Source organism: Roseibium sp. ROS1 (assembly GCF_054658215.1).
Genome location: NZ_BAAGIG010000001.1, coordinates 1,122,632 through 1,147,103, shown reverse-complemented (window position 1 = coordinate 1,147,103; position 24,472 = coordinate 1,122,632). Strand labels below are relative to the sequence as shown.

Here is a 24,472-nt window from a genome sequence, read left to right as displayed (position 1 = left end):
ATAAAGATATTTATTTTACCTGATGAAGTTAACCAGATGTTTGCCCATTTAATTTGCATTTGATTAAAGGCTCCCGGTGTACCCAAGTTCCGCAGAGGAACTAACAAGAACAAGTTTACTGTCAAAAATTACAGTAACGCGCAAGTAAACAGGGAAACGCCATGAAAACCTTACTGAGCCTCCTGGCCGGGGCGCTGATGATCAGCTCTGCCGTTCAGGCTGCCAACCTTCCTGCTCCAACAGGTGATGTCGTCCTCGTTGTGACGGGAAACATCAAGAACACCAACAAAGGCGACAGCGCCGAATTTGATATGGAGATGCTGGAAGGCCTTACAGAAATCTCCAAGACGCTCGAGACTCCCTGGACTGAAGGCACCACCGCCTTTTCCGGCCCTCAGCTGCGCGCAGTGCTGGAGGAAGTTGGCGCACGCGGTTCCAAACTGATCGTCAAGGCTCTCAACGACTACAGTGCAGAAGTGCCGGTAGAAGATGCCGAGAACTTCGACACCATGCTGGCGACCAAAATGAACGGTGACTACATGTCCGTTCGCGACAAGGGCCCCCTGTTCCTGATCTACCCTTTCGACACGAACCCGGAACTCTTCAACGAGAAATACTTTTCCCGTTCGGTCTGGCAAATCCGTGAAGTTGAAGTGGTAGAGTGAAAAATCAGCTCGAAATAGGCGGCAAGGCCGTTGAACAGGCTGCAAGGGCGACGAAATCCGTTCTCGTCGTCCAGATCTTTCTTGTCTGTACGGTCCTTGCCATCTTTTCAATGCTGGTCAAACGTGAAGGCCAGTTGCATGACGCTATCCGTGAAGACGCAATCTGGGCTGTCTATCAGCTCGACCGCGAAACACGTGCCGTCTACGAGCTGGTACAACACGTCAAATATCGTATCGGCGAGGCCGGTATCGAAGCGGCGCAGGAAGCCGTAGCACCGCGAGATCTCGTAACGCGTTATGACATCCTCTATTCGCGTCTCTCGGTCCTCGCCAACTCCAAATACAACGTCTTCTTCGAGCAAAGTCCGAACTTCAGATCCAGGATCACGACCATTCAGACCAAGATCCTGGCCATCGAACCTGTCTTCAACGAAATCGCAGCGAAAAAGAATTACACCGACATCGACTTTGCGCCTGTCGAAGAAACGCTCGAAAAAATTCGTAGCGCCACGAACGAATTTCTTGTCCGCACGAACGCGACAATTTCAGAAGCACGCGCCGAAGCCCGCAACGACGTCTTCCATGTACAGATGCTGGCCTTCCTCTTCATGTTCGCGATTGTCGTCGCCGCACTCTTTCTCGCCCTGCATATGCTTCTGCAGGTCCGCATCGTGAAACAGACGCGAGAAGGGATGAACAGGGCCGCAGCCGAATTCGAAAAGGCCTATGAAGCAGCAGAAGCCGGCAACAAGGCCAAGTCGGAGTTTCTGGCCACGATCGGACACGAAATCCGCACCCCGCTGAACGGCATTCTCGGAATGGCCGAACTTCTGGCACAAAAGCAGCTTCCGGAAGAAGAAACCGGCTACGTCCGCACCATCACGAGTTCCGGCAATACACTGCTGGAGATGATCAACGAGATCCTCGATTTTGCGAAGATCGAATACGGATCCCTTGAGACCGAACAGATTGTCTTCCGGCTCGACGAACTGGTGCAAGAGGCGGCAGCTGTCGTGGAAGGCAAGACGCTCGAGCAGAATGACGAGCTCAAGCTAAACATCGACCCGACACTTGAAAAAGCTTTCATCAAGAGCGACCCCACCCGGCTGAAGCGCGTCCTGCTCAACCTGCTGTCCAATGCCGTAAAATTCACCGAAAACGGCTCAATCCACGTCGATGTGGTTGCCGGAAAAGTTGTCGCCGAGACCCTGGAACTGAAGATCAGCGTCAAGGATTCCGGTATCGGCATTGCCGAAGAGGCACAAAAGCAGCTCTTTACCGCATTCCACCAGGTCGATTCCTCGATCAGCCGGCGCTTTGGCGGCACGGGCCTCGGCCTTGCCATCTGCAAACAGATCGTCGAGGCGATGGGTGGATCGATAGGTGTGTTCAGTATTCCTGGCGAAGGCGCGACCTTCAGCTTCACCTTGCCGGTTCAACTGGCACATGCCCCTGCTGCGAATCTCACCGGTTTGGATAGCGGTTCGACCCCAACTGCATTGATCCCCCGTCTGCGTATCCTGCTCGTGGAAGACAACGTCATAAACCAGCGTGTCGCAACGAAGTTGCTGGAGAGACTGGGTCAGGAAGTTATCGTTGCCAGCGACGGCAGAGAGGCGATCAAACATGTGCAGGACGCCACTTTCGATCTCGTACTGATGGACGTGCAGATGCCTGATCTCGACGGGATCGCGGCAACACGGCTGATACGGAACATCGGCGCTCCATTCGACAAGCTGCCCATCGTTGCAATGACGGCAAATGCTTCCGACCGGCACCGCCAGGACTGCTTGGACGCGGGCATGAATGCCTTCGAGTCCAAGCCCGTCACCTTCCAGAGGCTTGCGACCATCCTGCGTGAATATGGTCCTTCGGACACTTCAGCAGAAGGCATCACCGACCTGCCGACATCCCCAGGTTCTCCGGAACCGACGGAACAGAGGCATGCGGCTCAATCCGACGCAGCGACACCAAACGCCAACGTGGTTCGCCTTGCCGGAGAAGAGAAAGGGGATGCCAGACGAGCTGAACTGCGGGAGGAACTTGGCGAGGAGGTCTTCCATTCTCTGGTGAATGCCTTCTTTGAAAATGCCGACACTCTCGTTGTGCAAGTCACCGAGGCAGCAAGCTCGGGTGATGGGGAAAGCTACGACCGGCTGCTGCACACACTGAAAGGTGCGGCGGACAATCTCGGATTTACGACCCTCTCAAAAACTGCGGACGCACTTCGCACCAGCATCGAAACCTCCAACCAGGTGACACTCCTGACGGTGGAGCTGGAAAAAGCAAAAAACAGATACCGGAAGATTGCGATATGACCGACACACCGCTTGCCGACACCGATTTCCGCATCCTGCTGGTCGAAGACGATCCCACCAACCGCATGATCATGGAACGGCTTGTGGAGCGCATCCCCGGATGCCACGCAGTCAGCTTTTCCCATCCCATCGACCTGATCGCGGCGCTCGACATGGTCGAATTCGATGTGGCGATCGTCGACTATCAATTGCCGGGCCTCAACGGCATCGAGCTCATCAAGGAAATTCATCAGCACCCCGCCCATACTGACAAGCCGATGGTGATCGTCACGGCAGACAAGGACCGGGACACGCGCATCGAGGCCCTGACCTCCGGTGCTGTCGATTTTCTGAACAAGCCGCTCGAGGTGGTGGAATTCAAGGCCCGTGTCCGGAACCTGACCAAGCTGGCCGAAGCACAGCGCAAACTCGCCACCCGGGCGGAATGGCTGAAAGAGGAAGTCGACAGGGCAACGACCGAACTCAGGAAGCGCGGCGAGGAAATCGTTCACCGGCTGATCCTTGCTTCCGAATACAAGGACCTCGACACGGCCATGCATACCCTTCGCATGGCGAACTTCTGCGAGTTGATTGCCGAAGAACTCGGCATGAGCATGGAGTTCCGGCGAGACCTCAAGATGGCCGCACCGATGCACGACATCGGCAAGGTTGGCATTCCGGACCGTATCATGCTGAAACGCGGCCCCCTCACCCCGGAAGAACGCGAAGAAATCAACCGGCACACGGAAATCGGAGCCGGCATCCTCAAGGGCTCCAGCTGCCGGCTGCTGCAGGTCGCGACCCAGATTGCCGCGACACACCACGAACGCTGGGACGGCAGCGGTTACCCCAATGGTCTGCGTGGAGAAGAAATACCTCTTGTCGGCCGGATAGCGGCCGTTGCCGACGTCTTCGACGCGCTGACGACGGAACGCCCCTACAAGTCCGCGTGGACCAACGAACGGGCCTTCAGCTTTCTGGAAGAAAAATCAGGCAGCGACTTCGACCCGGAGTGCATTGCCGCCTTCCTGAGCAAGAAGAAGGAAGTGGAGGAGATCCAGGCCAGATTTGCCGACGAGCCCATTCCCCTGGCCAAAAACGGCTAAGGCGGTCAGTCCGCAAGACGTCTACCACAGACGCCGGCAATCGCCCTGGCTTCCGTGCGATAAACGCGGCGTAACAGGGCCGGCTTTGGGCACAATGCCTTTGCCTCCTCCCTTTGCAGCGGCTCAGATCTTGTTTGCGCAAGCTATCGCCGATCCCTGAAACGCCAGGCCAAGGGGGCTCCAAATGTACAAGCTTCGGAAAAGCTGGTTGCATCATGGTTCATCCTGACTTATGAACAGTCCCCATTAACCGTCAGGTCACGCTTTTGCGCCACGCTTGGCGGACCAGTTGAAAAGACGACCAAAGGCCAAGACAGACCCATGATCGCGGTTCGCGACATTTCTGGATCTTCTCGCAACGCGCTGGCTCAGCGCGGCGGCCTCATTCTACTTGGCGATCTCCTCCTTCTTAGATGCCCCTGAGCGTCGGCTGCTTCGCTTGTCTTTAGGCGGAACGGGCACTTAGGGGAGAGTTTTCAAAAAACCGCATCACGACCATCGGATCGCGCCACGCCTTTCCTTACCCGAGCGACCTAAGGCCCGATCCAAGCCAGGGACGAAACGACATGACTGCCACTTCCGAGAAGGACCAGGTCCGGATCTTCGACACCACATTGCGCGACGGCGAACAATCGCCCGGCGCCTCCATGACGTTGGAAGAAAAGCTGCAGATCGCGGAAATTCTCGACGACATGGGTGTCGACATCATCGAAGCCGGTTTTCCGATTGCCTCGAACGGCGATTTTGAAGCCGTCAGCGAAATTGCCAAGCGCTCGAAAAACTCGGTCATTGCCGGTCTGGCCCGCGCCATCCACGCTGATATCGACCGCTGCGGCGAAGCCGTGAAACACGCCGGCAAGGGCCGCATCCACACCTTCGTTTCCACTTCGCCGATCCATCTGAAATTCCAGATGAACAAGACCGAAGAACAGGTGCTGGAAATCATCACCGACACGGTGACACGGTCGCGCAACCTGATCGACGATGTCGAATGGTCCGCAATGGACGCAACGCGCACGCCGATCGAATACTTGTGCCGCTGCGTGGAAGCCGCAATCAAGTGCGGTGCCACCACCATCAACCTGCCGGATACGGTCGGCTACGCCACCCCGGACGAATACAAGTCCATGTTCGAGCAGATCCGTGAGCGCGTGCCGAATGCCGACCAGGCGATCTTCTCGGTCCACTGTCACAACGACCTGGGCCTGGCCGTTGCCAACTCGCTGGCCGGTGTCGCCGGCGGTGCCCGCCAGATCGAATGCACCATCAACGGCCTGGGCGAACGCGCCGGCAATGCTGCCCTGGAAGAGATCGTCATGGCGATCCGCACCCGCAGCGACGTCCTGCCCTACATGACCCAGATCGACCCGAAATTCATGGTTCGCGCTTCCAAGATGGTGGCGGGCGCCTCCGGGTTCGCGGTTCAGTACAACAAGGCCATCGTCGGCAAGAACGCCTTTGCCCACGAGAGCGGCATCCACCAGGACGGCATGCTGAAAAACGCCGAAACCTACGAAATCATGCGCCCGGAAGATGTTGGTGTGAAAGCCACCTCGCTGGTCATGGGCAAGCATTCCGGCCGCCACGCCTTCCGCGACAAGCTGAAAGAACTGGGCTTCGAATTGGGCGACAATGCCCTGCAGGATGCCTTCCGCCGTTTCAAGGACCTCGCCGACCGCAAGAAACACGTCTACGACGAGGACATCGAAGCCCTGGTCGAGGACGAAATCAGCATCCTGGGCGAAAGCACCAAGGTGATTGCGCTGACGGTAATTGCCGGTACGGGTGGCCCGCAGAAGGCGATCCTGACCATGGACGTCAACGGCCAGCACGTCACCAAGGAAGCCACGGGCGACGGTCCTGTCGACGCCACGTTCAACGCCATCAAGGCAATCGTGCCGCATGAAGCCAAGCTGTCCCTGTACCAAGTGCATGCGGTGACCGAAGGCACCGACGCACAGGCCGAAGTGTCCGTGCGCCTGGAGGCCGGCGGCCGCATTGCCACGGGCAAGGGAGCGGACACCGACACACTGGTCGCTTCCGCCCGTGCCTATGTTTCGGCCATGAACAAGCTGGCCTTGCGCCAGCAGACCGGCAACCCGGGCGCGCTTGCTGCCGTCTAACGCCGGAACCACCAAAAGTTCCGGATCAAGGTGACTGTATTGTCGCCCGATTTCGGACCTGACACGAAAAGCCTCCTGAACCACCGATTTTCCGGTAAGGTTCAGGAGGCTTTGTTTTGTCGGGGAGGACAAACGGGTGGAAAGCCTTGGCACAGACGGAGAGATGAAGCGCGTGGTGATCGCCGGATGCCCGGGGGCCGGCAAATCCCGTGCGGCCCGAACCTTGAGCGATCTGACCGGCCTGCCCGTCATTCATCTGGACAGTCATTACTGGCAACCGGGTTGGCAGCGCCCTTCCCCCGAAGTCTGGCGCGCCACCATGAAAGAGCTGATCGCTCGCCCGCGCTGGATCATGGACGGCAACTACGGCAGCACCCTGGACCTTCGCCTGAAAGCAGCTGATACGCTCATCTATCTCGATTTTAAGACGTTTCTCTGTGCGACGAGAGTGCTTAAGCGCTCCGTTCTCGGCCGCGGTGGCACCTGCAGCGGCGAATTGCCGGATGGCTGCCTGGAGCGCTTCGACTGGCCGTTTTTCAAGTTCGTTCTGAACTACAGGCGGACGCGGCGGGAACGTGATCTGGAAAGCATCAGGGTGTTCTCCGGAGTGAGCCATGTCTTCATCCGTCCACGCCAGTTGAAGCGTTTTCTCGGCTCACTCGAGAGCGGACCGGTTTCCTGAATTCTCCCGTTACCTGCCGGCAAAAAGCCCCTGGATCCGCCAAAAGGGCCGCAGAAGCGGCCCCTTTTCAATCCGTGTTGTGACGTCAACCCTGCGAAATCCGTTCGGAAAGCTGGCTGTTGGTCATGGCTTCGCCGTCCAGGTTCCAGGTCCCGTCCACAGTGTGCACCACGTTTGAATAGATGCGGTCCCGTGGCAAACGACCTTCTGTCGCCGCAGCGATGATGTCTGTTGCTTCCTTGAAGAACCCGACCTGAACGTCCCGCGCAGCCAGGGCAAAACTTGGCGTCTTGCATTCCAGCCAGGCCCCTTCCACCGGCTCTCCGCCGGACAGCGCCCCGTTCTTCGGCAGTGCCTGTATCTGCATGGTCACGTTGGGGGTCATGACCTTGTTGCCGCCAAGCCCGTGCCATTTCAGGAAGGCTTCGGTGATTTTCCTGCCTGCTTTCAAACCGGCATCTTCGCTCATCACGCCCTGGGTGTAATTGAGTGCAAGTGGCATTTCCGTTCCTCTCAATTAAATATAACGTTCGCTATATTCTCTGACGCACTCTATTTATGTAACGATCGTTATGAAGTCAACAAAATATATAACGATCGTTCTTTAATCGAGAGAACCGCATGGCAAAACAACAACTTCGCAAGGCAGAAACCCAAAAAGCCTTGCTCAACGCATCAAGCAGGGCCTTCCGGAGCGAAGGATATTCCGGGGTTGGTGTCGACGCGATCGCAAAGGCAGCGGGTGCTACTTCGGGTGCATTCTACGCGCACCTGGGATCAAAGGACGGGGCCTTTCATGCTGCGCTGGAACAGGGACTGGACGAAGTAATCACCACCATTCCTGACTACCGGGAACGTTTCGGCGACAAATGGGTCGAGGCATTTGCACGGTATTATCTCGGCACGGCGCATCGGCAGGACCGCGCCTGCGGCTGTGCGATGACCGCACTGTCGCCCGATGTCGCACGGGCCAAGCCTGAGACCCGCAAACTCTATGATGACAAGATGCAGGAAATAGCGTCACTCGTTGCCGAGGGGCTCAAGGAAGGCACCCCGTCTGAACGGCGGAACCGCGCCTGGGTTTTTCTCAGTCTCCTGATTGGAGGACTGACCACGGCACGGGCCATGTCGGATGAGGCCCTTGCCGAAGCCGTGACAGCGGCCGCCCTGCCCGCCGCCTTGCAGGCTGCCGGCGTTTGATGGCGACCAATCACTCAGGCGATCAACCGCCCGTGCCAGGCTCCGGAGACTGAAGATATTGCCGGCGCGTGATCCGGTAGAACCGGCAATGCAATCCGTGCTTTCTTATTTCCCGCCAGAAACGCAGTCCTGCCTTCTGCATTACCCGCTGAGAAGCCTTATGTTCCGCAACTGCATAGGCAAGCATGTGATCGTTCTGTGTCGTGTCGAAGAACCAGCCGACAAGAGCCCGCGCGATCTCGCTCGCATAGCCCTTCCCCCAGGCTGACCGTTTCAGGCTGTAGCCAAGTTCATAACCTTCCGGGTTCCTTTCGAAGGAGAACCCCGCCCGGCCGATAAAGGCTCCCTCAACCGTCTCCAGTTTCCATTTGGACATCCCGGTGCCCCGGTGATCGCCGACGTAATTCGCGAGCCGCCGGCGCACTTCCTCCGGATCCATGATCGCCGGTCCCGGAGACAGATAGCGATTGACCTCCGGATCTGAATGAAGGTCCTGCAACAATGGGAAGTCATCTTCGGAAAAAGGCAAAAGGCGCAGCCTGCCTGTTGTCAGAATGGGTGTGTTCAAATGGGTCACTCTCAAAAAAAGGGACCGTGGCAGACACGGTCCCGACGCATTTCCCGAGGTCCCGTAAGCCCCGAAAATGCCTAAGCACTCATGAGATAGGATTGCATGGACGGGCTCAGGAGCTGAAACACGTCCGCCTGCATGCCTTCAATCACTTTGCTCTCGCGGTGATAGAAACCGTTGCCCTTGACCACTTCTCGCATGGTCCGGTTGTCGGTGCGCACGACAGCGACCAGATGGGAAAAATAGGTGTTTTCGAAGAACCAGTCTGACAAGGCGGCACAAAGGCGCTTGGGCAGATCCGGGTCCTGATCCAGCACGTCGAGACGCAGGCAATAGTTCAGACTGATCTCGGAAGTTTCGCTGACAGGCGTAAACCCGGCCCAGCCCAGAAATGCCCCATCGGAAGACACCGCCTTCCACTTGGCAAACCCGAGGTCGTCCTGGTTCTGCTGAGCAGAGCGCACCAGTTCTTCCGCATCAACGACGGTGCAATTGGTGGAATATTCTGTACATCGGTTGCCGTAAGGATCGGAGTGAAGATCTTTGACGAGATGAATATCGGTTGGCTTGAAAGGGACGAGCCGCACTGAACCGCATTCGAGTATGATCGTCTGCACCGTGACCTCCCAGTCTAGGATTTCTTCAGGCCTTACAAGCGGCGGCGAATCCCGCCACCGAACGCATGTTAGCCATGTAACCCTGAATTGTGCCATTGCCATGGCAGACAAAAGTATAAGATCAATTTTGACAAAAATATATTCGCAATACCAAAGAGTTACGCTCAAACCACTGCTGCACCGCACACATCAGAAGTTGACGCTGAGCCGTCAAACCGTTCGGAGAAAGGCCTCCATCTCAATTAGGTTTGAAGGATCAACCCGTTGCCAATCCGACATCTGGTTGCGAAACCAGGTTTCCTGACGCTTTGCGTATTGACGCGTTGCAACAGTCAGCCTGTGGATGGTTTCTGCATAATCGGCTTTTCCGGCAAGATAGGCGCCAAGTTCCGGCACGCCGATTGCCCTCATCGCTGGCAACTTATCCGATAGGCCTTGTTCAAGCAGGGCCCGCACTTCATTGAAGCCTTCTTCGCAAACCATCAACCTGGCCCGTTGCTCGATACGTTCATGCAGCCAGGGCCGCGGCGGTGCCAGAACGATCCGGTGACACGCCTGCGGCTTGAGAAGAGGCGATGACTGGGCGTGCTGTTGCCACGCCTTCAGAGGGCGACCGGTTGCCAGCAGAACCTCCAGTGCACGGGCAAGACGTTGCGGATCAACCAGCGCCTCGGCAGACTCAGGATCCCCCTCGGCAATCAGGTGCTGCCTCAAACCTTCCACACCTTGCGTGTCGGCAATGGATCTCGCCCTGGCACGGTTCTCTTCCGGAATGCCAGGCATTTCCGCAAAGCCTTCCGTCAGCCCCTTGAAGTAGAGGCCGGTGCCACCGACGAGGATAGGCGTCTGGCCGTTTCCCCAGGCATCTAGCAGTTCCCGTTCCGCCAGGCGCAGCCAGTCGCCGGTCGAAAAGGCAGTCGATGCAGGCAGCACACCGTAAAGCCGGTGAGGCACTTCAGCCTCCTCCGCCACGCTGGGGCGTGCGCTCACCAGTCGCAAGTCTTCGTAAAGCTGCATGGAATCTGCATTCACGATGACACCATTCAGCCTTTTGGCCAACGTCAACGCCAAAGCGGACTTGCCGCTGGCTGTCGGCCCGGCTATCAGAATGGCGCGCCTGGCAGTTGCGGGCGTGCCGTCATCGTCGTCCAGGGAACCGTCCATGTCTTTTGTTGCCACTTTGGTGTCCACTCCTGCTGCGCCGGCAGTCGACGAGGATCTGGTTCGGCAGGCATCCGATGCACTCGGCGTTACCGGAACCTCGACCCGTCTTTCTGCAGGTGTGGCAGCGGATATCCGCTTTGAGGGTCTGGAGGCAAGTACCGCGGACGGTATCTTGCGCGAAGTGATTGGTCGTGCCCCCGTCGACGTCTTTGTGCAGAAGGAAGCCGGCCGCCGCAAGCACCTGCTGATCGCCGACATGGATTCCACCATGATCCGCCAGGAATGCATCGACGAACTGGCGGCTGAACTTGGCCTCAAGGATCGCATATCGGAAATTACCGAGCGGGCGATGCGCGGCGAGATCGATTTTGAACCGGCCCTGCGCGAACGTGTTGGCCTTCTCGCCGGATTGCCGGTGTCGGCCATCGAAACGGTGCTCAGCAAGCGGATCCAGCTGATGCCGGGCGGCCGTACGCTGGTACAGACTATGAAGGCGAACGGCGCTTACTGCGCCCTTGTTTCCGGTGGCTTCACCCATTTCACATCTGCTGTCGCGACGCTGATCGGTTTTGACGAGAACCAGGCCAACACCCTGCTGGAAGTGGACGGAAAACTGTCAGGCAAGGTCGGAGAACCGATTCTCGGACGCGAAGCCAAGCGCACCCGCCTGGAATTTCTCGTCGCGGAGCGAGGCCTGGAATTCGCAGATACGCTTGCGGTCGGAGATGGCGCGAACGACCTCGCCATGATCGAACGCGCAGGAGCCGGTGTCGCTTACAGGGCCAAACCGGCAGTCGCCGCCGCCGCCGACTTCCGCATCGACCACGGCGACCTCACAGCCCTGCTCTACCTGCAAGGCTACGCGGAGAGCGATTTCGTACTGAGTTAAGGCGCGGGCCTGCGGCAATCCTGATTTGAGCGGTTTCGAATCCTCGCCTCGCGCGGGCGGTCCTTCTTGTCTTTCAAGGAATGAACCTTTCGACGGAGTATGCAGCCCATCCTTCGAGTCAGGCCTCCGGCCTTCCTCAGGATGAGGGAGAGTGTGTGGGGATACCGAACACAAAACTCTTCGAAGTGGTTAGGCCACACACCGTCAATTCGCCCTACGGCACATCCAGCTCGCCAAGGCCATCAACATCCTCCAAGCCCCCAACTCCGCCCCACCACCAACCTCATCTAGAGGAAGTGCGGAGCGCTGTCTCGAAGGATGGGCCCCTTGCTCCAAAGCATCCCCCTTCCCGTTCCAGACAGACCTTCAGCCGTCTTCAGGAAGAGCGTGCAGGAGACTGAATGCAGAAAAAAAGGGCGCCTCACGGCGCCCTTCTGCATTCAGCTTCCGAAGTCTGGAAGGATTACTCGTCTTCGATCCGCACCGGAACGAAGCGGACATCACCCGTCGGATTGGCCAGCAGAAGCAGGGCCGAGCGGCGGTTGTCCTTTTTCAGCTTGTCGATCTCGGCCATGACGTCTTCCGGCGTCTCGACCGTTTCCTGAGCGACTTCCTTGATGACATCGCCAGCCATCACGCGCTTTTCCTCCGCAGAGGTGCCTGGCTTCACTTCCGTGACCACAACACCGCTGACGTCTTCATCGATGGAAAACTGCTTGCGCAAGGCGTCGTCCAGAACGGCAAGCGACATGCCGAGCACTTCGCTCTTTTCGACCGGCTTTTCCGCAGGCTCTTCTTCCTCGGTTGCGCTGGCTTCGGTCACCTCGGTTTCAACGAGCTGCTCGAGGATCACGCTGATGGCGACTTCCTCGCCCTTGCGCAGAACCGTGACTTCAACTTCCTTGCCGATTTCAGTTTCCGCCACCATGCGCGGAAGTTCGCGCATCGTGTCGACATCCTTGCCGTCGAACTTGATGATCACGTCACCCGGTTCGATTTTCGCCTTGGCCGCCGGACCATCGTCGGTCACACCGGCAACCAGCGCGCCCATGGCCTTGTCCATTGCCAGGCTGTCGGCAATCTCGTCCGTGACTTCCTGAATGCGAACACCCAGCCAGCCGCGGCGGGTTTCGCCGAACTTGCGCAGCTGATCGATCACGTTCATGGCGGTGTTGGCCGGGATCGCAAAGCCGATGCCGATGGAGCCGCCGGACGGCGAGATGATGGCCGTGTTGATGCCGATCACGTTGCCTTCCATGTCGAACAGCGGTCCGCCCGAGTTCCCCCGGTTGATGGAGGCATCCGTCTGGATGAAGTTGTCGTAGGGACCGGAGTTGATGTCGCGGTTTCGTGCCGACACGATACCGACGGTCACGGTGCCGCCCAGACCAAACGGGTTGCCGATCGCCATCACCCAGTCGCCGACGCGAATGGCGTCGCTATCGCCGAAACTGACGGCCTTCAGCGGCGTGGTCGGCTCCACCTGCAGCACTGCGAGATCGGTTTTCTCGTCGGTGCCGAGGAGCGTCGCCTTCAGCTTGGTGCCGTCGTTGAAGTTGGCGGTGATTTCGTCCGCGCCTTCGATAACGTGATTGTTGGTGATAATGATGCCGGCTTCCCCGTCAATGACGAAGCCCGAACCCAGCGACTGAACCCGCCGCGGCTGGTCGTCGTCCCGGTTCTGCCGGTTGAAGAATTCTTCAAAAAACTCCTGGAAGGGCGAACCTTCCGGAACCTGCGGCATCGGCACCGAACGGCGGCCCTGCACGGTTTGAGCGGTGGAAATATTCACCACTGCATCCGCGAGACCTTCCGCCAGATCCGCGACGGACACAGGTCCTTGTGCGTATGCTGCCTGGATAGGCTGAAAAGCTGCCATTCCACCGATTACGATGCCCGCCGCGACTGCGGCGATCCTGGTCATCCGACGGCGAATACTTAGTGGAGCCATAGGGCTTTCTCCTCATCCCAGCCGGTTGGACTGCAGTCAGAATGCTGACAGTCGATGGGTTTGTTCCGGTCCTTGGTTCAGAATATAGAACGGGCGGGAAGATTTTGCGCCTCCCGCCCGAAAACTTTTCGTTATCCGCGAATGATCCACACAAGAAATACGCCGATAACCGCCACGATCAGGCCAGTTGCCCGCAAGGTCTGGTCCGGTGTCTCCAGCGCGCTGCGCATGATGGACTTCATGCCACCGGGCACAAGCGCGTAGAGAACACCTTCAAGCACCAGGACCAGGCCGAGCGCCGTTACCAGTTCGCTCATTGTGCAGCGAGCGACGGATTCCGGTCGGATACGCCCTGGCTACCGTTTCCATCGGCACCCGGAGCCGGCAAGATACCGGTCGGGTCCTTGAAGAAGCGGAAGAAGCTTGAATCAGGCGACAGCACCAGGCTGGTATCGCCGGACCGCAATCCTGCCTCATAGGCCTGCATGGACCGGTAGAAGGCGAAGAATTCCGGATCGGCACCGAATGCCTCGGCAAAGATCCTGTTTCTTTCAGCGTCACCGGTACCACGCATGATTTCCGAGTCACGGCGTGCTTCAGCAACAAGAACGGTCGCGTCGCGATCCGCACGGGACCGGATCCTGCGGGCAGCTTCTTCACCCTGTGCACGGATTTCCGTGGCTTCCTGCTGACGCTCGGTCTGCATACGGGCGTAGATTGCCTGTGAGTTGGCGTCCGGCAGATCCGCACGGCGGATCTTCACGTCGATCACCTCGATGCCGAGCTGTTCGGCATTGGCATCGATATCGCGGCGAATGTTTTCCATCACGCCGGTACGGTCGTCGCGAACAAGTGCCACGAAGCTGGTGCGGCCAACTTCCGAACGCAGCGAGGACTGCAGGAACGTCGACAGACGCCGGTTGGCGGTCTGGATGTTCTGGACACGCTGATAGAACAGCACCGGATTGGAGATCTGGTACCGCGCGAAAGCATCGACGATCAGACGCTTCTTGTCCGAGGTGATCGGCTCAAGCGGCGGCATGTTCAGGTTCAGGATGCGCTTGTCGAAGTAGACGACGTTCTGAACGAACGGGATCTTGAAGTAGAGACCCGGTTCCTTCTTCGGCTGTTCGACGATCTTACCGAACTGCAGGACAAGCGCCTGCTGGGTCGGATTGACGATGAAGACCGAGAGATAGGCGACGACCGCTGCGATCAGCAGGACGATTGCAAGAATACCACTACGCATGATCAGTTGCCTCCCGCGCGCTGTGCAGGGGCGGTCTGACGCCCGTTCAGGTCATTCAGCGGCAGGTACGGCAACACGCCGGAGCCTGTCGAGTCGCTGTCGATGATGATCTTGTTGTTCGAGCCCAAAACTTTTTCCAGGGTTTCGAGATACAGACGCTCACGGGTCACGTCCGGTGCTTTCCTGTATTCTTCGTAGATCTTGGTGAAACGCTGGGACTGACCGGTTGCCTCGGCAATGGTCTGGTCCTTGTAGGCGTTTGCCGCTTCCAGAACGCGTGCTGCTTCACCGCGCGCTTCCGGGACCACCCGGTTGGCGTAGGCCTTGGCTTCGTTGCTGATGCGCTCTTCGTCGGCGCGTGCGGCCTGCACGTCGCGGAAGGCATCGATAACCTGCGCAGGCGGGTCAACGCGCTGCATCTGGACTTCGCCGATCTCGATACCCGACTGATAGCTGTCGAGCGTCTTCTGCATCAGGCTGGCAACGTCGTTCTGGATGGAAACACGATTTTCCGTCAGGATGGAGTCGATCTTCGATCCGCCGACAACCTCACGCATCGCGCTTTCGGCCACGGCTTTCACGGTCGCTTCCGGGTCCTGGATATTGAACAGGAAGTCGGCAATACCCTCGTTGGTATTCCGGATACGCCACAGGACCTTGAAACCGACGTCGACGATGTTTTCGTCGCCGGTCAGCATCAGGCTTTCTTCCTGAACGTCGCGTGCGCGCACAACGCCGGAGCTGCTGACGTTTTCTTCGGTGCCAACAGTGGTTTCGCGCTGCAGTTCGACTTTCGGGGTGTAAACTTCACCGATCGGATAAGGCCAGTTGTAGTTCAGGCCAGGAGGGGTCTGATCCTCGACCTTGCCGAGTACCAATTCGACACCGACCTCGCCTTCATCGACAACATAAAAGCCGAAGGCCAGCCAGACGATAAGCGCCACGCCGACCACGATCCCGCCGCCGATGAAACCCAAGCCGCCGCCGCCACCGCCCGGAAGGACGTTGCGCATGCGGTCTTGGGTGCGTTTCAGGAGCTCTTCAAGATCGGGTGGGTTTCCGCCTCCACGGTTGGAGCCTCCACCCCACGGGCCGTTGCCGTTACCGCCGCCACCACCGCCGCTGCCCCAAGGGCCGCCGTTGTTTCCGCCACCTTTCCAGGGGCCACCGCCACCTGACTGATTGCTCCAAGGCATCAAAACTTCCTTCTTTGTCGTCCGGCACGTTATCCCGGACAGGGATTTTCACCCGTTCTGACTCACCGTTGGTTATAGGGAGGTTACCGTATGCTTTCAACGGAAAGCCCCACGTAAAAACCTCCCAAAACCCGCGTGTTCCCGTGCCGCAGGTGGTGGTAAACGGAGAGACTGTCAAGACCGACGGAACATTTGGCCGCACCCCGCCGGAATTTACCCCGAAAAGACGGGCTCAGTTCACGTTGGCGGAACGGATCATGTCGACATGCAGAATACCATCCTCGATGTATTCTTCAGACACCGTCGCAAAGCCCAGGGAGCCGTAGAAAGCCTCCAGGTAAGCCTGTGCGGAAACGTGGATCTCACACCCCGGAACCAGGGCCTCCGCCTTGTCGATGCCGGCCTGCATCATGAGACGCCCGAGCCCGCTCCCCCTGCCTGCCTTGGCAATGACCACCCTGCCGATACGGGCACGGCCCTGCTGCGGTTCTGTGAACAGGCGGATTGCGCCAAGAAGCGCTCCGGCCTCCTGGTCTTTGATGAGGTAATGCAGCGCCGTCTGGTCCTTGCCGTCGATGTCGGCGTAAAAAGATGCCTGCTCCAGAATGAATATATCCTGGCGCAGTTTGAGCACTTCATAGAGGTCGTTGAGGCTTAGCTCATCGAAAGTGGCCCATCTGGCCGTCAGATTGGCGGGTAAACTCATGACAACGGATCCGATAGGTATTCAAGCCTTGCGGCGGTAGGAGACGAAGGTGAAATCTGCGCTGTCGCGTTCGGTGCGCTGGCCTGGCTCGCGACCGACTTCCTGCCACACCGCCGGATCGATGTCCGGAAAGCGGGTGTCTCCCGCCGGCTGCGCGTCCACCTCGGTGATCTCGAGACGGTCGGCTTTGCCGATCGCCTGGGCATAAAGCTGCCCCCCGCCGATGCACATGACCTGGTCGACGCCAAGATCCGCTGCCAGTTCCGCTCCCCGTCGCAGCGCCTCTTCGAGGGACGTCGCAGCTTCCGCACCTTCCGGCGCATATTCCGGATCCCTGGAAACAATCACATGCGGCCGTCCCGGCAAGGGCTTGCCGCCGAACGACAGAAACGTCTTGCGCCCCATGATCACCGGCTTTCCAAGCGTCAGCCGCTTGAAATACTTCAGATCCGACGGCAACCTCCAGGGCATGTCGTTATCGGACCCGATAATCCCGTTTCGCGCCACCGCGGCAATCAAGACAAGTTCCGGCAAAGCCATCTCCAAATCCGGTTTTCAATTCCTCAAACGCCTCCTAGCATGGAAACGTGAGCCAGGAAAAATCGCAGACATTTTTCTTGCCAGGCTGTCGGATAAGCGCCCCTTGGCACGTCCTTGAAACTGGACCGCCACGACAAGGAGATTTTCGGAATGTCCGACCTGATGGAAACCGTCTTGATCGAACGCACCCGCGCGTTGATCCCGGATGAAAATGTCGAGCAAAAGCGCATGTTCGGCTCCACCTGCTTCATGGTCGACGGCAACATGCTGGTCTGCGCTTCCAAACACGGGCTGATGGCACGTGTGGGAACCGAACAGCAGGAAAAGGCGATGGCAAGGCCCTTCGCCTCGGTCTGCAAGATGGGGGGCCGGCCCATGCCCGGCTTTATCCGGGTCGAGCCGGAAGGGATCGAAAGCGACGAAGACCTGAAGAGCTGGATCGATATGGCCAGATCCTATGTCGGCGCACTGCCGCCCAAGACTGCCAGGCCCAAGAAGCCGAAAAACGGAAAGACGGCAAAATGAACGGCTCGGGTTTTCAGCCAGAAACCTTCCGTTTTCTGGAAGAGCTTGCCACCAACAACACCAGGGACTGGTTTGAAGCGCACAAGGCCGATTACCAGCGCTTCGTCAGGGATCCGGCCGACGAGCTTCGCGGCAGGCTTGCCGAAACGCTCTCGCGGCTTTGCGGACACGACCTCACCTCGAAGCAATTTCGCATCAACAGGGACCTGCGCTTTTCCAGGGACAAGACACCCTACAACACCCACATCCGCATGGCCTTCTGGCCGCAGGACACCGCTTTCCAGGGCAAGGACGCGCAACCGCCCAGCTTCTTCCTGTCCGTGGAAGCCGATCATGTGCGCACCGGCGCAGGGTGCATGCGGTTTTCAAAACCGGTGCTCGGATCGTTTCTCCAGACACTCGAGACGGACAACGGCGAGGACATTGGAGATCTGATCGCCCATATGACGGCTGCCGGGTTTGAAATGTCCGCCCCAGATCTTGCCAAGGTTCCTCGCGGCTTTCCCGCGGACCACCCGCGCAGTGGTCTCGCCCGGCACAAGGGCCTCGCCGTTTGGCGAGACGTCAGCGACATCGGGTCGCTTCAGGGGGCAAACGGCCACGAAGCGATTGCAAGGGTTATTGAACCTGCACTCCCCTTCTGGCGCTGGCTGATGACGCTTCACGCGCACCGGACCTGACACATTGGCTGCGGAGAATACCCAGAACGCAAGACGAAATCACTTGATCCAAAGCGCTTTGGAAACTATGACCATCGCATTCGCGTTTCCACTCCAGATGAGTTCCCATGGCACTTCCCAAAGACCTTGCGCTCCGTTTTCCCGGCGATTTTCTGTTCGGTGTTGCAACCGCGGCCTATCAGATCGAGGGCGCAACCAGCGAAGATGGCCGCAAACCCAGCATCTGGGATGCCTTTTCGAAGATGCCCGGTCGCGTTTACCAGAGGCATTCCGGAGATATGGCTTGCGACCACTATCATCTTTGGGAAAGCGATCTGGATCTGATCAAGTCACTCGGCGTCGACGCCTACCGATTTTCCATCGCCTGGCCGCGCATTCTTCCCGATGGCCGAGGCCCGGTGAACGAGAAGGGTCTCGACTTCTACGACCGGCTGATCGATGGCATGGTTGCCCGCGGTCTGAAGGTCAATCCGACGCTGTACCACTGGGATCTGCCGCTGACCCTGGCGGGCGATGGCGGCTGGACCGCCCGCAGCACGGCAGAAGCGTTTGCGGACTATGCGGAGATTGTCGTCAAAAGGCTCGGCGACCGGATGGACGCACTGGCGACCATCAACGAGCCCTGGTGCATCTGTCATCTCAGCCATCTCTACGGCATCCATGCTCCAGGAGAAAAAAGCATCGAGGCGTTCGCAGCCAGTGTGCACACGCTGAACCTGGCACATGGCCTGGGCGTTCAGGCTGCCCGGGCCGTAAAGCCAGACTTGCCGATGGGCATCGTCATCAACGCCCATTCCGTCTATCCGGTCAGCGACACGCCACAGGACAGGCAAGCGGCAGACCGGGCCTTCCAGTTCAACAACGGCATTTTCTTCGAACCGATGTTCGAGGGCAGTTATCCGGCGGATGTGCTCAGCGCCTTTGGCGACCACATGGACATTCGCGACGGTGACCTTGAAACCATTCACCAGCCTCTCGACTGGTGGGGGCTGAACTACTACACGCCGCTACGGGTGAAAGCAGACACCAATGCCAGCGCGGTCTATCCGATGGCCGAGACGGTTCCCCCAACTCCGGGGCCGGAGCTGACCGATATCGGCTGGGAAGTCTATGAAAAGGGCCTGTCGGATCTCCTGAAGGATCTCGACACCCGTTACCCGCTTCCGGACTGCTACATCACTGAAAACGGTGCCTGTTACAATGACGAGCCGCAGGACGGTGTGGTCAACGACCAACGCCGGATCGACTATCTGGAAAAACATTTCGGTGCCATTGCCGATGCACGCGAGGCAGGCGTTCCGGTGAAGGGCTATTTCCTCTGGAGCCTGATGGACAATTTTGAGTGGGCCGAAGGCTACAAGATGCGCTTCGGCATTGTTCACGTGGATTATGGCACCCAGGCCCGTACGCTGAAGAACAGTGCACTGTGGTACCGGGATTTCTTGGAAGCGCATCGGCAGGGGTGAAAACGCTTCGAGCTTTCACCCTTCGTTGCGGATCAGTGGAACCAGCACGCACGCTTAACTTAACCTAGCCTCTTCTCCCCTCATCCTGAGGATGTATTGGTGTCAGGATCAGGCGTTCAAAGGCCAGGCTACGCTTCCCGTAAATTCGCCAGAATGATCTCGCTCCAGACCCGGGTCGGCGGGATCCAGGCGGACCAGTCGTTGTAATTGCCGGAATAGATGACGGCCGCAACGTCGGCCTTGGGGCACAGCCAGAGCCGCTGGCCACCATTGCCAAAGCCGGCAAACCAGCGTGTCGGGCCGCCAAGAGCCGGAACAGGAACCTGGCCGCAAAACCAGAAATAGCCGTATCCCGGTCCTTCGCTGGTTTCGATGATTGGCTGCAGTGAAGCCCGGATCCAGGCTTCGGGAACGATCTCCCGGCCCTGCCAGATACCGTTGTCAAGAACGAGACGTCCGATCTTGAGCAGATCCGGCGCAGCCAACCTCAGCCCGGACGCCGGCGAATAGGCCCCATCCCGGCCGCTAGACCAATCGAACTGATTTATGCCAAGTGGCGAAAACAGGCGTTCCCTTGCATAATCGGCCAGCTTCTGCCCCGTTCCCCGTTGCAGGATCTCGCCCACCAGCGCGGTGGCTCCGCCGCTGTAGATCCATCGGGTGCCGGGATCTCCCACCAGCGGCCGCTCCAGAATGTAACGGCACCTGTCCGGGGCCATTTCCATGGCGATTTCGCTGTTTTCCGGATCGGTATAGGGACGGGTCTCGTCCCACTCCATGCCGAGCGACATGGTCAAGGCGTGCTCCACGGTCCGCTCCATGCGTTTCGGATCAACAGCAAGGTCGGCATATTCGGGAAAAAGCTCCAGAACCGGCGTATCGAGCGTCGGCACCTCGCCCCGCTCCAGTGCAATGCCATAGAGCAAGCTGACGATGGATTTGGTGATAGAACGCAGGTCGTGCAGGGTCTCGGGGCCGAAGGTTACCTCACCGATCGGACGGCCCCAGTTTTCGTCCTCTCCCTTGCCATAACTTTCCAGAACCGTCTCACCACTGCGTTCTGCAATCACGACATGAAGATGCGGCAACAAACCTGCCTCGGCACCGGCGCAGAGCTTGCGGCCAAGGGACGTATCGAACCCGCGACGCTCGGCAGCTGCCGCATGGGGTGAGAGCGAAAGACCGTCGGTTGACTTCATGGAGAGCTCCCTTGCGTGAAACCTGAAGGAAGTGTCGGCAGTTTCATCGCCAAATGCGAGCGTTATTTGAAAGGTTTATTGCCGTGCGAGGAGCTTGACCTTCCACCAACTGGAACCACCATAGTGAAGGGGAGAAGCAACTTGCGTCAGGAAGGTGGGAGAGTGGATCGGCGTTCGTTCTTGAAAGCATCGGTGGCAGGAGGTCTTGCCGCCTTGTCACCAGCCTTTGCTCTGGCAAAAACGGAAGAAGGTTTCTTCGACCTTGCGGCGGTCAAGGGACAGGCCCGACTTTATGGCGAGGATGGCGGCCTCTCGGATCTCTGGCTCTACAACGACCGGCTGCCCGGTCCGCAGATACGGGTCAAGCGCGGCGAACGCGTCAGAGTGCGCTTCACCAACAACCTCGACGAACCCACCTCGGTCCATTGGCACGGCATCCGCATCGACAATGCCATGGATGGTGTTGCCGGCCTCACCCAGCCCCCCGTCGCCCCCGGTGAAAGCTTCGACTACGACTTTGTCGTGCCGGACGCAGGCACCTTCTGGTACCACGCCCACAACATGAGCTGGAACCAGGTGCCGCGCGGCCTCGCGGGCGCACTGATAGTCGAGGACGACGAGCAGTCCTTCGACCCGGATTGCGACATCACGCTGATCCTCAACGATTGGCGTCTGGACGAAAACGGTATCCTGGAAACCGCAAGCTTCGGTGCCATGCACGACTTTGCCCATGCCGGACGTCTGGGCAACTGGCTCACCATCAACGGTGCTTCGATGCCCGACATTGCGTTGAAGAAGGACCGCTGGCACCGGCTGCGCCTGATCAACGCCTCCACGGCGCGTATCCTTGATCTGGCTCCGGCGCGGTTTGGTGCGAAGATAGTCGGGCTTGATGGGCAGGCCTTTGACACCGCGCGGGAGGTCGAGGGCACTGTGCAACTGGCGCCGGCACAGCGCATGGATCTGGTGCTGCGACCTCAGGAAACCGGCAAGCTGCCATTCGAGATGATGACCGGCAAGCCGTTCACCTTCGCCAACTTCGTCGTCTCGGAAACCGAAAGCGAAGACCTGCCACTCGTGCTGCCACCGCCGAACCGGTTGCCGGAACCCGATCTGAGCTCTCCCTGGGAACTGCCATTAGTGATGGCGGGTGGAGCCATGGGCGGCATGCAGTCAATGATGAGACACGGCGTCGAGATGGACATGCGCCAGATGATGTCCGAGGGACTCTTCTGGGCTTTCAACGGTGTGGCCGGTATGGAAGATGATCCGATGTTTTCCGCCAAGCGCGGCGACACGATCCTTCTGGAAAGCCGGAACGACACGGCTTTCCCGCATGCGATCCACCTGCACGGCCATCATTTCCGCGTCATCGAGCGCGATGGCACGAAACTGGAGAATCCCGACTGGCGCGACACCTTCACGAGCCAGCCGCGCGAGACCGTCAAGATCGCCTTTGTTGCGGACAATCCCGGGAAATGGCTGATCCATTGCCACATGCTCGGTCATGCGGCATCGGGCATGATGACCTGGTTCGAAGTGAGCTGAAACAGCCGGTGGCTAGACCGCGATCGGCGCGGCAATGTGCGGGAGCGGATCGTAGCCGGTCAGTTCAAAGTCTTCGAACTTGAACGCAAAGAGATCCGTGACATCCGGATTGATCTTCATTTCCGGCAAGGGCCGCGGCGAACGTGTGAGCTGCTCGCGGGCCTGGTCGAAGTGGTTGGCATAAAGATGCGCATCACCGAACGTGTGCACAAAGTCGCCGGGCTTCAGGCCGGTCACCTGGGCCACCATCATGGTCAGCAGCGCATAGGAGGCAATGTTGAAGGGCACGCCCAGGAAGACATCCGCCGACCGCTGGTAAAGCTGGCAGGAAAGCTTGCCGTCAGCCACGTAGAACTGGAACAGCGAATGGCACGGCGGCAGCGCCATCTCGTCGACCAGAGCCGGGTTCCACGCCGAGACGATCAGCCGCCGGCTTTCCGGGTTGGTCCGGATCATCTTCAGCAGATTGGCGATCTGGTCGATGGACCTGCCGTCCGGTGCCGGCCATGACCGCCACTGGTAGCCATAGACCGGTCCGAGATTGCCGTTCTCGTCCGCCCAGTCGTCCCAGATCTTCACCCCGTTTTCTTTCAGATACCGAATGTTGGTATCGCCTGCGAGGAACCACAGCAGCTCGTGAATGATCGACTTCAGGTGCAGCTTCTTTGTCGTGACACAGGGAAAGCCTTGCGAGAGATCGAAGCGCATCTGGTGGCCGAAGATCGAGCGCGTGCCCGTTCCGGTCCTGTCGCCCCGATCAACGCCTTCGTCCAGGATTTTCGACAAGAGATCGAGATATTGCTGCACGGCGGAAGCCTTCGCGGTCAGGAGATCTGGAGTTTGTGGTTAACTTGGCAGATTTTTCCGAAAAGACAGCCCCTCCCCCGCACTTTCCCCAACTTGGCACGTGCTGTGGAAGAATGGCCATGAACCAAGCCGGCAAACGACATGCTTTGCCAGAAGCCTCTTTCATTTCAGGGCCGAAGACCTTATATCAGGGCTGCTGGTTCGCCAGCTATGGCAATAAATGGTCAGTGCAATAAACCTATCGGACCCGGGGGCGGTACCCGGCGCCTCCACCCAAGCCCATGAGGCTAAGCTACGGAAACTCCATGGGTTTCGGCGGGGGCGAAATAGGATCGACGAGGGCGTAAAGACTGTGCTTTTGCTCGGCATTGTACCACCGTTATCGGGCTTTCTTAATAGTTGCAAATGACAACTATGCTATGGACAACGCTGTCGCAGCGTAACGCTGCGCCGGTAGTCCACTAAGTCCTTTGAGGTAGCACTCACGGGCGGGGTTCGGAGGCACCTGGCAACAGAAGCCTCCACTTGATCTTCCCATGTATTTGCAGCGTCCTACATAGGTTGCATGACCAATGAGCGATGATTGCCGGGTTGCACACATTAATCTGGGTTCACTTGGAAAAGAGCCTTTTCTTTTTGATCTCGGCCCGTCAATGTGCTCCTGATAGTGGACTTTTCCAGCGAGATTCGACGAAAACCGATGTCTGAAGACCTTCTGCGATACGATATTCTGATCCAGGACGCGCTGCGTGGAGCGGTGAAGAAAATACTTGCCGAAGTCGGTCGTACCGGGCTGCCCGGAGACCATCACTTCTACATCGCGTTCGACACCAATGCCCCTGGCGTGCGCATTTCCCAGCGGCTCAAGGAGCGCTATCCGCAGGAAATGACCATCGTGCTGCAGCACCAGTTCTGGGATCTTGCCATCGGCGAACATGCGTTCGAGGTTGGCCTGTCCTTTGGCGGCGTGCCGGAAAAGCTGCTGGTGCCTTTTTCTGCCATCAAGGGTTTCTTCGATCCGTCCGTACAGTTCGCGCTGGAGTTCGATCCCGGCAAGACGGCGGAAGAACTGCCGGAAGAGCTGCTGGAAGCCGTGGAAGAACTTGCCAGAGCCGAGCAGGAACATGCCGACAACGAAGCCAGACAGGACGACGGCGCAGGCGACAAGGAAGCTGCAACTGCAGACACCAAGGCGAAACCTGCCGTGCAAGCTGCCGAAAGCAGTGACGGTGGCGGCGAAGTCGTTTCCCTGGATGCATTCCGCAAGAAGACCTGAGATCGGGAGCCTTTC

Annotated in this window: 24 protein-coding genes and 1 other RNA gene; 13 read left to right on the top strand and 12 right to left on the bottom strand. The window is 58.6% G+C overall.

What is annotated here, in order from left to right; all coding sequences use genetic code 11:
* Positions 1–161: 161 nt before the first annotated feature.
* From ACYQ6M_RS05120 to ACYQ6M_RS05100, 5 genes are all read left to right on the top strand, one after another.
* On the top strand, positions 162–665 hold the full coding sequence (locus ACYQ6M_RS05120) for a putative pterin-binding protein (RefSeq protein ID WP_062488176.1): 504 nt from the start codon (positions 162–164) through the stop codon (positions 663–665).
* Positions 662–2,983, top strand: a complete 2,322-nt coding sequence (locus ACYQ6M_RS05115; RefSeq protein WP_460072515.1) for an ATP-binding protein — start codon at positions 662–664, stop codon at positions 2,981–2,983. Before ACYQ6M_RS05120 ends, ACYQ6M_RS05115 begins: the two co-directional genes overlap by 4 nt.
* Positions 2,980–4,068 carry an HD domain-containing phosphohydrolase gene (locus ACYQ6M_RS05110; RefSeq protein WP_209169666.1) on the top strand — a complete coding sequence of 363 codons (1,089 nt, stop codon included), beginning with the start codon at positions 2,980–2,982 and terminating at the stop codon, positions 4,066–4,068. Before ACYQ6M_RS05115 ends, ACYQ6M_RS05110 begins: the two co-directional genes overlap by 4 nt.
* A gap of 566 nt (positions 4,069–4,634) precedes the next feature.
* Positions 4,635–6,191 carry a 2-isopropylmalate synthase gene (locus tag ACYQ6M_RS05105; protein ID WP_023000539.1) on the top strand — a complete coding sequence of 519 codons (1,557 nt, stop codon included), beginning with the start codon at positions 4,635–4,637 and terminating at the stop codon, positions 6,189–6,191.
* A 136-nt stretch (positions 6,192–6,327) separates the two neighbouring features.
* On the top strand, positions 6,328–6,873 hold the full coding sequence (locus ACYQ6M_RS05100; protein ID WP_460072512.1) for a P-loop NTPase family protein: 546 nt from the start codon (positions 6,328–6,330) through the stop codon (positions 6,871–6,873).
* A gap of 85 nt (positions 6,874–6,958) precedes the next feature.
* On the opposite strand, the gene ACYQ6M_RS05095 is transcribed toward ACYQ6M_RS05100, so the two are convergent.
* A complete protein-coding gene (locus ACYQ6M_RS05095) occupies positions 6,959–7,375 on the bottom strand; it encodes a 4-oxalocrotonate tautomerase (protein ID WP_075283545.1) in 417 nt (138 codons plus the stop codon).
* A gap of 119 nt (positions 7,376–7,494) precedes the next feature.
* Between ACYQ6M_RS05095 and ACYQ6M_RS05090 the strand changes: the two genes are divergently transcribed.
* Positions 7,495–8,073, top strand: coding sequence for a TetR/AcrR family transcriptional regulator (locus tag ACYQ6M_RS05090; RefSeq protein WP_168684518.1), 579 nt, complete (start codon positions 7,495–7,497; stop codon positions 8,071–8,073).
* Positions 8,074–8,095: 22 nt separating this feature from the next.
* Here ACYQ6M_RS05090 and ACYQ6M_RS05085 read toward each other — a convergent pair whose 3' ends face one another.
* From ACYQ6M_RS05085 to miaA, 3 genes are all read right to left on the bottom strand, one after another.
* Positions 8,096–8,641 carry a GNAT family N-acetyltransferase gene (locus tag ACYQ6M_RS05085; protein ID WP_460072510.1) on the bottom strand — a complete coding sequence of 182 codons (546 nt, stop codon included), beginning with the start codon at positions 8,639–8,641 and terminating at the stop codon, positions 8,096–8,098.
* 80 nt (positions 8,642–8,721) lie between these two features.
* Positions 8,722–9,261 carry a GNAT family N-acetyltransferase gene (locus tag ACYQ6M_RS05080; protein ID WP_023000534.1) on the bottom strand — a complete coding sequence of 180 codons (540 nt, stop codon included), beginning with the start codon at positions 9,259–9,261 and terminating at the stop codon, positions 8,722–8,724.
* A gap of 210 nt (positions 9,262–9,471) precedes the next feature.
* A complete protein-coding gene (gene miaA / locus ACYQ6M_RS05075; RefSeq protein WP_460073190.1) occupies positions 9,472–10,425 on the bottom strand; it encodes a tRNA (adenosine(37)-N6)-dimethylallyltransferase MiaA in 954 nt (317 codons plus the stop codon).
* Between miaA and serB the strand changes: the two genes are divergently transcribed.
* Entirely contained in the window at positions 10,424–11,314 is an 891-nt protein-coding gene (gene serB / locus ACYQ6M_RS05070; RefSeq protein ID WP_460072508.1) for a phosphoserine phosphatase SerB, read from the top strand. The two genes, miaA and serB, sit on opposite strands and share 2 nt — an antisense overlap.
* Before the next feature lie 463 nt (positions 11,315–11,777).
* Here serB and ACYQ6M_RS05065 read toward each other — a convergent pair whose 3' ends face one another.
* The 6 genes from ACYQ6M_RS05065 to ACYQ6M_RS05040 all read right to left on the bottom strand — a co-directional run bounded on the left by ACYQ6M_RS05065 (position 11,778) and on the right by ACYQ6M_RS05040 (position 16,956).
* A complete protein-coding gene (locus ACYQ6M_RS05065; protein ID WP_031269138.1) occupies positions 11,778–13,265 on the bottom strand; it encodes a DegQ family serine endoprotease in 1,488 nt (495 codons plus the stop codon).
* Positions 13,266–13,396: 131 nt separating this feature from the next.
* Positions 13,397–13,582: a DUF2065 domain-containing protein gene (locus ACYQ6M_RS05060; RefSeq protein WP_023000530.1), complete on the bottom strand. Its 186-nt coding sequence runs from the start codon at positions 13,580–13,582 to the stop codon at positions 13,397–13,399.
* Positions 13,579–14,514 (bottom strand): protease modulator HflC, encoded by a 936-nt coding sequence (hflC, locus tag ACYQ6M_RS05055; protein WP_023000529.1) that lies wholly within the window; start codon positions 14,512–14,514, stop codon positions 13,579–13,581. The genes ACYQ6M_RS05060 and hflC overlap by 4 nt, the downstream gene beginning before the upstream one ends.
* A gap of 2 nt (positions 14,515–14,516) precedes the next feature.
* Positions 14,517–15,710, bottom strand: coding sequence for an FtsH protease activity modulator HflK (gene hflK, locus ACYQ6M_RS05050; RefSeq protein WP_023000528.1), 1,194 nt, complete (start codon positions 15,708–15,710; stop codon positions 14,517–14,519).
* Between the two features lie 232 nt (positions 15,711–15,942).
* Positions 15,943–16,416, bottom strand: a complete 474-nt coding sequence (locus ACYQ6M_RS05045) for a GNAT family N-acetyltransferase (RefSeq protein ID WP_460072505.1) — start codon at positions 16,414–16,416, stop codon at positions 15,943–15,945.
* 21 nt (positions 16,417–16,437) lie between these two features.
* Entirely contained in the window at positions 16,438–16,956 is a 519-nt protein-coding gene (locus tag ACYQ6M_RS05040) for a dihydrofolate reductase (protein ID WP_168692551.1), read from the bottom strand.
* Positions 16,957–17,106: 150 nt separating this feature from the next.
* Here ACYQ6M_RS05040 and ACYQ6M_RS05035 point away from each other — a divergent pair, with 150 nt between their 5' ends.
* The 3 genes from ACYQ6M_RS05035 to ACYQ6M_RS05025 all read left to right on the top strand — a co-directional run bounded on the left by ACYQ6M_RS05035 (position 17,107) and on the right by ACYQ6M_RS05025 (position 19,627).
* The gene (locus tag ACYQ6M_RS05035) at positions 17,107–17,481 is read left to right on the top strand and encodes a TfoX/Sxy family protein (RefSeq protein ID WP_139314212.1); all 375 of its coding nucleotides are present in this window, start codon (positions 17,107–17,109) and stop codon (positions 17,479–17,481) included.
* Positions 17,478–18,161, top strand: a complete 684-nt coding sequence (locus tag ACYQ6M_RS05030) for a DUF2461 domain-containing protein (RefSeq protein ID WP_460072502.1) — start codon at positions 17,478–17,480, stop codon at positions 18,159–18,161. Before ACYQ6M_RS05035 ends, ACYQ6M_RS05030 begins: the two co-directional genes overlap by 4 nt.
* A gap of 107 nt (positions 18,162–18,268) precedes the next feature.
* Positions 18,269–19,627, top strand: a complete 1,359-nt coding sequence (locus ACYQ6M_RS05025; RefSeq protein ID WP_460072500.1) for a GH1 family beta-glucosidase — start codon at positions 18,269–18,271, stop codon at positions 19,625–19,627.
* Positions 19,628–19,755: 128 nt separating this feature from the next.
* On the opposite strand, the gene ACYQ6M_RS05020 is transcribed toward ACYQ6M_RS05025, so the two are convergent.
* Entirely contained in the window at positions 19,756–20,826 is a 1,071-nt protein-coding gene (locus ACYQ6M_RS05020) for a serine hydrolase domain-containing protein (RefSeq protein ID WP_460072498.1), read from the bottom strand.
* Positions 20,827–20,988: 162 nt separating this feature from the next.
* Here ACYQ6M_RS05020 and ACYQ6M_RS05015 point away from each other — a divergent pair, with 162 nt between their 5' ends.
* On the top strand, positions 20,989–22,374 hold the full coding sequence (locus ACYQ6M_RS05015) for a multicopper oxidase domain-containing protein (RefSeq protein ID WP_460072497.1): 1,386 nt from the start codon (positions 20,989–20,991) through the stop codon (positions 22,372–22,374).
* 12 nt (positions 22,375–22,386) lie between these two features.
* Here ACYQ6M_RS05015 and ACYQ6M_RS05010 read toward each other — a convergent pair whose 3' ends face one another.
* Positions 22,387–23,181: a thymidylate synthase gene (locus ACYQ6M_RS05010; RefSeq protein ID WP_023000520.1), complete on the bottom strand. Its 795-nt coding sequence runs from the start codon at positions 23,179–23,181 to the stop codon at positions 22,387–22,389.
* 156 nt (positions 23,182–23,337) lie between these two features.
* Here ACYQ6M_RS05010 and ssrA point away from each other — a divergent pair.
* Positions 23,338–23,707: a transfer-messenger RNA gene (ssrA, locus tag ACYQ6M_RS05005) on the top strand.
* A 174-nt stretch (positions 23,708–23,881) separates the two neighbouring features.
* A complete protein-coding gene (locus ACYQ6M_RS05000; RefSeq protein WP_023000519.1) occupies positions 23,882–24,457 on the top strand; it encodes an SspB family protein in 576 nt (191 codons plus the stop codon).
* Positions 24,458–24,472: the final 15 nt, after the last annotated feature.

Excerpts from the sequence above, each read along its gene's own strand:
- ACYQ6M_RS05035 (WP_139314212.1), top strand. The coding sequence starts at position 17,107 with ATGTCCGACCTGATGGAAACCGTCTTGATCGAACGCACCCGCGCGTTG.
- ACYQ6M_RS05065 (WP_031269138.1), bottom strand. The coding sequence starts at position 13,265 with ATGGCTCCACTAAGTATTCGCCGTCGGATGACCAGGATCGCCGCAGTC.
- ACYQ6M_RS05095 (WP_075283545.1), bottom strand. The coding sequence starts at position 7,375 with ATGCCACTTGCACTCAATTACACCCAGGGCGTGATGAGCGAAGATGCC.
- ACYQ6M_RS05090 (WP_168684518.1), top strand. The coding sequence starts at position 7,495 with ATGGCAAAACAACAACTTCGCAAGGCAGAAACCCAAAAAGCCTTGCTC.
- hflC (WP_023000529.1), bottom strand. The coding sequence starts at position 14,514 with ATGCGTAGTGGTATTCTTGCAATCGTCCTGCTGATCGCAGCGGTCGTC.
- ACYQ6M_RS05120 (WP_062488176.1), top strand. The coding sequence starts at position 162 with ATGAAAACCTTACTGAGCCTCCTGGCCGGGGCGCTGATGATCAGCTCT.
- serB (WP_460072508.1), top strand. The coding sequence starts at position 10,424 with ATGTCTTTTGTTGCCACTTTGGTGTCCACTCCTGCTGCGCCGGCAGTC.
- ACYQ6M_RS05020 (WP_460072498.1), bottom strand. The coding sequence starts at position 20,826 with ATGAAGTCAACCGACGGTCTTTCGCTCTCACCCCATGCGGCAGCTGCC.
- ACYQ6M_RS05000 (WP_023000519.1), top strand. The coding sequence starts at position 23,882 with ATGTCTGAAGACCTTCTGCGATACGATATTCTGATCCAGGACGCGCTG.
- ACYQ6M_RS05105 (WP_023000539.1), top strand. The coding sequence starts at position 4,635 with ATGACTGCCACTTCCGAGAAGGACCAGGTCCGGATCTTCGACACCACA.
- ACYQ6M_RS05110 (WP_209169666.1), top strand. The coding sequence starts at position 2,980 with ATGACCGACACACCGCTTGCCGACACCGATTTCCGCATCCTGCTGGTC.
- ACYQ6M_RS05025 (WP_460072500.1), top strand. The coding sequence starts at position 18,269 with ATGGCACTTCCCAAAGACCTTGCGCTCCGTTTTCCCGGCGATTTTCTG.
- miaA (WP_460073190.1), bottom strand. The coding sequence starts at position 10,425 with ATGGACGGTTCCCTGGACGACGATGACGGCACGCCCGCAACTGCCAGG.
- ACYQ6M_RS05045 (WP_460072505.1), bottom strand. The coding sequence starts at position 16,416 with ATGAGTTTACCCGCCAATCTGACGGCCAGATGGGCCACTTTCGATGAG.
- ACYQ6M_RS05030 (WP_460072502.1), top strand. The coding sequence starts at position 17,478 with ATGAACGGCTCGGGTTTTCAGCCAGAAACCTTCCGTTTTCTGGAAGAG.
- hflK (WP_023000528.1), bottom strand. The coding sequence starts at position 15,710 with ATGCCTTGGAGCAATCAGTCAGGTGGCGGTGGCCCCTGGAAAGGTGGC.
- ACYQ6M_RS05060 (WP_023000530.1), bottom strand. The coding sequence starts at position 13,582 with ATGAGCGAACTGGTAACGGCGCTCGGCCTGGTCCTGGTGCTTGAAGGT.
- ACYQ6M_RS05040 (WP_168692551.1), bottom strand. The coding sequence starts at position 16,956 with ATGGCTTTGCCGGAACTTGTCTTGATTGCCGCGGTGGCGCGAAACGGG.